At 37.5% G+C, this 7,002-nt stretch carries 6 protein-coding genes and 1 pseudogene; all 7 read right to left on the reverse strand.

What is annotated here, in order from left to right:
- Positions 1–91: 91 nt before the first annotated feature.
- Positions 92–208, reverse strand: a pseudogene (locus tag BFL01S_RS20595) (GNAT family N-acetyltransferase); the annotation flags it as partial.
- 220 nt (positions 209–428) lie between these two features.
- The gene (locus tag BFL01S_RS21320) at positions 429–554 is read right to left on the reverse strand and encodes a hypothetical protein (protein WP_257788889.1); all 126 of its coding nucleotides are present in this window, start codon (positions 552–554) and stop codon (positions 429–431) included.
- A 146-nt stretch (positions 555–700) separates the two neighbouring features.
- Positions 701–1,168 (reverse strand): sensor domain-containing diguanylate cyclase, encoded by a 468-nt coding sequence (locus BFL01S_RS18130; protein ID WP_082802783.1) that lies wholly within the window; start codon positions 1,166–1,168, stop codon positions 701–703.
- A 140-nt stretch (positions 1,169–1,308) separates the two neighbouring features.
- The gene (nagZ, locus tag BFL01S_RS18135) at positions 1,309–2,544 is read right to left on the reverse strand and encodes a beta-N-acetylhexosaminidase (protein WP_156474953.1); all 1,236 of its coding nucleotides are present in this window, start codon (positions 2,542–2,544) and stop codon (positions 1,309–1,311) included.
- Between the two features lie 2 nt (positions 2,545–2,546).
- The gene (locus tag BFL01S_RS18140; RefSeq protein WP_061786553.1) at positions 2,547–3,944 is read right to left on the reverse strand and encodes a zinc ribbon domain-containing protein; all 1,398 of its coding nucleotides are present in this window, start codon (positions 3,942–3,944) and stop codon (positions 2,547–2,549) included.
- 68 nt (positions 3,945–4,012) lie between these two features.
- Complete coding sequence (locus tag BFL01S_RS18145; RefSeq protein ID WP_061786554.1) at positions 4,013–4,897, reverse strand: DUF6574 domain-containing protein; 885 nt, start codon at positions 4,895–4,897, stop codon at positions 4,013–4,015.
- A 34-nt stretch (positions 4,898–4,931) separates the two neighbouring features.
- Positions 4,932–6,866 carry a zinc ribbon domain-containing protein YvbJ gene (locus tag BFL01S_RS18150; RefSeq protein WP_061786555.1) on the reverse strand — a complete coding sequence of 645 codons (1,935 nt, stop codon included), beginning with the start codon at positions 6,864–6,866 and terminating at the stop codon, positions 4,932–4,934.
- Positions 6,867–7,002 lie beyond the last annotated feature (136 nt).

A 7,002-nucleotide genomic window follows, 5' to 3' on the forward strand; every position in this document is an offset into this window, starting at 1 on the left:
AAACTCTTTTTCTTATGTTTAATCTTCTGATTCAATTTATGTGTAACAATAGCAAAGAAGCTGGGCGGGTACCCAACTCCTCTTTTAATTTCTAACTTTCCATATATTTTACAACCGCCATCTCTCTTCCAAAGCGGTTTCCTTCATCCGTAAACCCAAGCGATGCGTAGAGCTCTTGTGCTCTTTCATTGTTTGGGTGATAGCCGACTTCATCCATTTGTTCCCCTTTCATAATAAGGGAACGCACACATTTAGGCAGACGTTCCCTCCTGTTTCACTGCTGAGATAACGATATACGTAGTTGTCATAATGAACGCCTCCTTTACCAAACTACTTTTATTTTAAATATTCAGACTAATAATAACGTAGATAACTATTTTTCACCATTTTCTTTACTACTCATCTGCTTTTTTAATAACCTGTCCCTTTCAACCTACTGATTCAACCGGTGGCTGATAGCGCGACTGCTTTAAAAGATAGTCTAAATATATCTCTAAATCAAATTGATCCTCTGTAATAAAATCCTCTAACGTTAACTCATTCTTTTCCTTCATCTTCCTTTCTCCCTTCACCGTTTTTTCCGTTTATTTAGTTGTTTAAATTCATTATGAAGGTTTTAACAGAAAAGGGAAATGCTTTCTACAAAAGTTCCTATAAAGATATAAAACTTGACATGTTCATCTCATTCGACAGCATTAGCCTAAAAAAAAAGCAACACAAGCCCTGATGTTCCTTTTTCTATCAAGTTGTTTAAGTTTTGGTAAAGCATTTCACGGTTCGGAAGCCTCGTTAGTCCATCGTGGAACGCTTCAAACTCAAGCTGTTTTTCCATACGCTTACGCTCAGTAATATCCGTATGCACAGCAATATACTCCACAATGTCACCTTCAATGTTTTTCAATGAAACCACGGTTTTATATCCCCAGTAAATTTGACCATTTTTATTTCGATTCGCGACTTCACCTCGCCATACGTTTCCTTCTCGAATCGTTTGTTGCGCTGCTGTCACCTTCTCACCCTGTGCTTCTACCGTATAATATTCATCGTATAAAGACTGTTCAATTTGCGGTTTAAACAAATAAATGCTGCCCGTAATCGCTAACACAACAAGAAACGGCGCAATCAAAATCCCCGCATAAAAATGCCACCGCCAAATTGTTTTATACATCGACTTCTTCGAATCTTCACTAGCCTTCACTTTTTCTTCCCTACCCCTTCTCCCTTTCTCTCTTTTGTACTTACATATATAGCATAAAGTTGTGAGAAAAAAATGAAGTCAGGCCGAATTTGGCCTGACTTCTTCTTTGGTTACTTCCCAACAAGCTGCTCTGCTTTTTGTGGGTTTGCGATTTCTCGATTCATTGCCTGTTGTTTATAACTCAAAATTCGCTTAACTGCTTCATCTAATCGCTCCTCGGAAATTTGACCAGCCTCAACTGCATTTTTGATTCCTCGAAACACTTTTTCTTGATTTTCAAACGTATGACACACAAGCAGTAAATCTACGCCTGATCCGACGGCTTTTGCACCTAAATCTCCATACGTAAAGTATTTGTTTACAGCGCCCATTTCTAAATCATCGGTCACAACAAGTCCTTGATAGCCAAGCTTCTCCCTTAGCAAATCATTAATAATAATGGGTGAAACGCTCGCTGGATTTTCTTTATCATAAGCTGGGTACTTTACATGGGTAACCATCACAAAGAATTGATTATAATCCACGGTATCAATCATATTTGCAAATGGATAGATGTCTTGGTTTTCAAGCTCTTCAGAACTGACTTTTACAGCTGAAGTTTCCACATGCGGGTCAACTGTCGTTCGTCCATGGCCTGGAAAATGCTTAAGTGCTCCCGTTATATTTCCATCATGAAATCCTTTTATCACTTGTTTGCTAAATACCGCTGCTTTTTGTGGATCTGTACCAAAAGATCTTGTATCGGTTTCAGACAAATCTAAGACTGGGGCGAAATTCACGTTGAACCCCATTGCGTTGAGTTCTTGTGCGTTATGATAAGCAGATTCATATACTTTATTTTCGTCACTTTGCTTGCCAAGCTCTTGCTGCGAAGGAATAGGAGATACCTTTTCCTTCATGCGCACAATTTGACCACCTTCTTGGTCCACACTAATAATTAGCGGAATTTGATGCTCTTGCTCTAGAGCAAGTTTCTGTAGATTTTGGTTGAGCGTAGCAACCTGCTTTGGATTGTCCATGTTGCGGTCAAATAAAATAATCCCTCCAACATGGTAATCTTCAATCATTTTTTTCGCATGCTCATCCAATTCACTACTTTGGAACCCAACGACCATCATCTGACCAATCTTTTCGTCTATGGTCATATCAGCTACAAGTTGTTCAATTTCACTTTGTTCATTAAATGTTTCTTTAGAAATAGCTTCTGAACTTGCTTTCTTTATTTTATGATCTATTTCATTTTGTACTACTGGTTTAGCTTTCTCATTGGAAAAGCTGAAGGCTAGAAATACACCTGCAGCGATAATAAGTATAAGTAAAAAAAATGCTGTGTACTTTTTTTTCATTATTACTCTACCCTCGAATCTACCTTTTCAAGATCAGCGCTATCTAACTTCCATTCTCCGTCTTCCTTCACAAGGCTCCAATACCCTTCCCACTCTTGTACAAGGTGTGTTCCGTCATTATTATCATCATAAGATGTCATTTCAACGTAAGCTCTCGCTTCATTTCCATCTACATCAAGAACTTCAATGTTCGTTACATTATCCGAGATATTTGCTTGTAGCCCTTTTTTCCAGTCGCTTAAATCTACTTTTGACTTTCGGCTTGATGAGAACAGGTCATGTGCTGATGCAAAGCTATCCGATGTAATATAATTGTAGTGAGAACGAACGGCATCTTCAATATCTGTCTCTTCGTCGATAGAGTCAGAGGCATCAACTTCCGTACTTACGTCGTCGAAATCATCACTCATGCTAAAATAAAGTTCTGCTTCCACAATGTCACCTTCAAGAGTAATAGCTGGTGTTTTCTTCGTTTTCGAACCAAATTTTCGTTCTGCATGTACTTCCACTGATCCATCTAAATTAACCGGACCAATGTATTCAAGCTCTTCAACCGTTTTACCTGTACTCTTACCGTTTACGAATACAGTTCCATCAAAGTAATCAGAGTATAACGAAACGTAATGATCTCCCCAATCAAAGTCAGCACTTATTTCTTCATCGCTATCCGTTGACTCAATCGTTTGTTTCATTTCAACGGTTCCATAATCACCTTTTGTAGACAATTTCATTTCATGTTCTCCAGGTAAAAATGGACCTACTGTTTGAGATTCATCTGCATCTTTAATGGTACCTACTTTTTGATTATCAATGTAAACATCTGCTTTTTCCAAGTTAGACGTGACTTCCACATACGCAGGCTGAACACGAATCGTGTAATGATCAAATAAGATCCATTTCTTGCCGTCTAGTTTTAGCTGAGCATATGATGAGTTTACTTCGTCTGTTTGAACCGTGTTTCCTTGCGTTTCATAAAGGCTTACTTCTTCTTTTAACTCATCTGACATGGATGCAAGTACTTGAGGATTGTCTTTTACATAGGTAAGAAACTGCTGAACTTGTTTTTCATTTGCTTTTAGCTCAATCTGACCTTCATTGACAATTTTTTTCACGGTTTTTACATCTTGCTTCTGCACAGCTTCTATAAAGTTATCGACTACGGCACTTGGAGATGTCATTGTTTTATTAACCATATAGTAAGCTCCAAATGTTAATGCGGCTATAGCAGCTGCTGAGATGGTTAGCATCTTCGTTTTTCGGCTCATCCCTTTTAATGCTGGTTGGGGAGCTTCGTTTCCCACCATGGGCGGGATAGATTCAGCCTCGACTTGTTTACCACACTCCGGGCAGAATTGTTGTTCTTCGCTGATTTTATGACCACAGTTTTTGCAATAACTCATATCTAACTCTCCTTTTAGTTAGAAGAAGGAGCATCGTTTCAATACGACGCTCCTTCTTTCATCATGATTTACCAAAATGACCTATTTAACACGTCAGTTACTTCAGGCATAATGATGTCACTGATACTTTGAGACAATAGAATGAAAAGCACTAATGTCACAACAAAAGCAATGACCGTACCATATATACCATCCATCCCCGATGTTTGACCTTTAGTAAAGCTAGCAATAGCTAAAGAAATAGCAAAGAAAATACCTAAAACCCCTAAAGCAAATACATAAAGAAACAGATCAATTTTTAAGATTGCTAGTACAACACTAATAATTAACAATGAAGCGGGGATGATTAAGAACGTACCAAAGCGAGCAAATACATCCTGGAATGTCACGTTTACTTTACCTAATTTTATTGCTACGAATACTGCTCCCCCTATAATTCCAACCCATAAGATACAGAATAAAGCATTGGTGAAAAATAAATCGACAAATTCAGGTCGAATAACATCGTTTACTTTTAATTTAATAACATGACTTTCAAATCCACCTGAGAACTTTTCATTCGCAATTAACGCAGTTTTTTCAATAATTGCATTCCATCCAAAAAATACTGTTAAAGGAATACTAATAGCAAAAAGAATCATTGTAATAAGACCATTAATAAACTGTTCTCCACGTACTCCTTGAGCCGTTGCAGTTGGGTTTTTTAAGCCTTGCATAAAGTAACCGATGTACAGCTTTGAAATTTTCTTTGCGTTTTCTACATGTTGATTCGGTTGTTGTGGCACTTGTTGTTGTGAATAGTTCGGTATTGGTTGTTGTTGAGCTGGCTGCTGAGTTGGCACAGCCTCTACTCCTGCTGCTGCTTGCTGATCAGCCACTGCTTCTAATTTTTTTCCACACTTTACGCAAAATTTTCCGCCATCGTTATGATGACCACAGTTTAAACATTGCATTTATAAAATCCTCCCTCTAGATGTTATGCTACTTTTAATTTGTTTCAGTCGTTTTAACAAGCTTGTAAACACCTAGTTCTCCGTCACTATCTTTTACTTGATGAACCGTATTGAAGTTTGCTTGTTTACTAGTTCCATCAGCATATGAAATTGTATACTCTTCATATGTAGAGACTTCGTATAGACCGTCTCCTAGATCTTTTACGTTTTTCACATCAAACGTATGTAGCTCTTCCGTAATTCCTTTTTCATTTAGATACGTTGTGTAATCTTTTTGTTCTTTATACTTTGGACCATTGGGGTCAATATAAGGTGATGCGATAGAGAAATCTTCGTTATTAATAGAAGAAATTGTTGCGTCCATATAGTTGGCCATAAACGAACCAATTTCGTCAGATGAATAGTTTGCTTGCCCTTCTTCACTTTCGTCTTCCGAACTTTCATTCACAGTCTCTGCTGTCTCTACTTCTTCGCTTGTTTCACTATCTTTCTTTGATGATGAGCTAGCGCTTGTTTGATACGTTTTTGGCTTATCTTCCATGACTTCTTTCACTTTTTTCGATAACTCACCGTATGTGCTAGAAGCGTTATGAACTAACCACTTTTCTTGTTTTTCATCATAAATTAGCGTGTATTCCATAAAGGTATTTTGCTTGCTCATTTCTGGAATGTTACCTTGGTAGTAATAAGCCTCTTCGTATTCTTGAAGCCCATATACGGTAGCCGTCCAGTCTCCATCTTCATATCGAATATCCATATCATCTAAATTAAACGTCGTGCCAATATACTTGTTTTTATACAGACGACTAATATCTTGATCATAGCTAATGTTTTCTTTTAAATCTGCTAAGTGATTTGCGGTTACATTTACAGCTTTACTTGGGTCTTGAGCCGTGTATGCACTTAACCACCCTTTTGTTGAACTCACAATCGTATCAATCAGCGCATCTTGTGTTTTTTTATCGGTGCCAAAGTTCACGTACACTTCTGACCCATCAATTGCGTGATTAGCAGTCGTAGCTTCTCCCCAAGGAAGCTTAGCTTTTACTTGTAGCTTCATAGAACCTTCTGTTAGCACTGGACCAAACGTATCTTTTTTTGCTAAATCTACGCCAACGTCTTTTCCATCAATCAATACGTTAGACGAAATCTCTGCATCTTCAATTCCGGTATACACCGTAACATCCGAGCCGTCTAATGAAAGGTTAACGTTTTCTGTATCCACTGTATTAGTAAGCTCTACGTTTTCTTTAGCTACTAAGTCCACAAAATCAGCTTTTAGTTTACCTTCAATTTTATAAGTACCAGGCAAATAAGGACCATATGTGTCTTTAAAATCATCCGATGTTGCCGTATCAATCTTTTTACCATTTATGTATAATTCCGTATTTTTGTAATTAGTGCTAATGTCGACATATACAGGGTCCACTTGAACTGAATACTTATCAAAGATAAGAGCTGTTTTACCACCTTTATTTAGCCTAATAGGACTATCTTCTAGCTCATTACTTAATACGCTCACAGCTGAGCCATCTATTAATGCTGACTGTCTCTTTAAAAACTTAATAACGTCTTTTCGTTCATCAGGGTTTTTCTTAAAGTAGCTTACAAAGCCTTTGACATCCTTTTCTCCAATCTTCAAACTTGGATCTGTAGATGTTAGAAAACTAGCAACCTCTTTTTCATCTTGTTCAATAAGAGCCGTTTCAAAGCGATCAATTATTTTATCTTTATCAGTGGCTGCTTTTCCGTACTGATACCCACCGAATAATACTACGATAGCAGCACTAACTGAGATCATTAACGCCTTTTTCTTTTTCGTCATTGGTGACTTTTGTGTATGTCGTGAATTTGTGGTTACCGTTTGCTCTGTGGGCTGAGCTAACTGTTGCTCAAACGGTTCTCCACAGTTTTGACAAAACTGTGCTCCTTCTTGTTGGTTTGTTCCGCATTCTTTACAAAATGCCATACGCATAACCTCCTTTTTTAAATATAAAATAAGTGAAAAGAATCATGAAAAAATACCCATCATTTATCCACATTTCTTTATATCGGTAGGTTTCTCTAACTTTTAACCATTAATTTTCTATTTTTAACAATCAACC

Source organism: Priestia flexa NBRC 15715 (assembly GCF_001591565.1).
In the GTDB taxonomy this organism is placed as follows: domain Bacteria; phylum Bacillota; class Bacilli; order Bacillales; family Bacillaceae_H; genus Priestia; species Priestia flexa.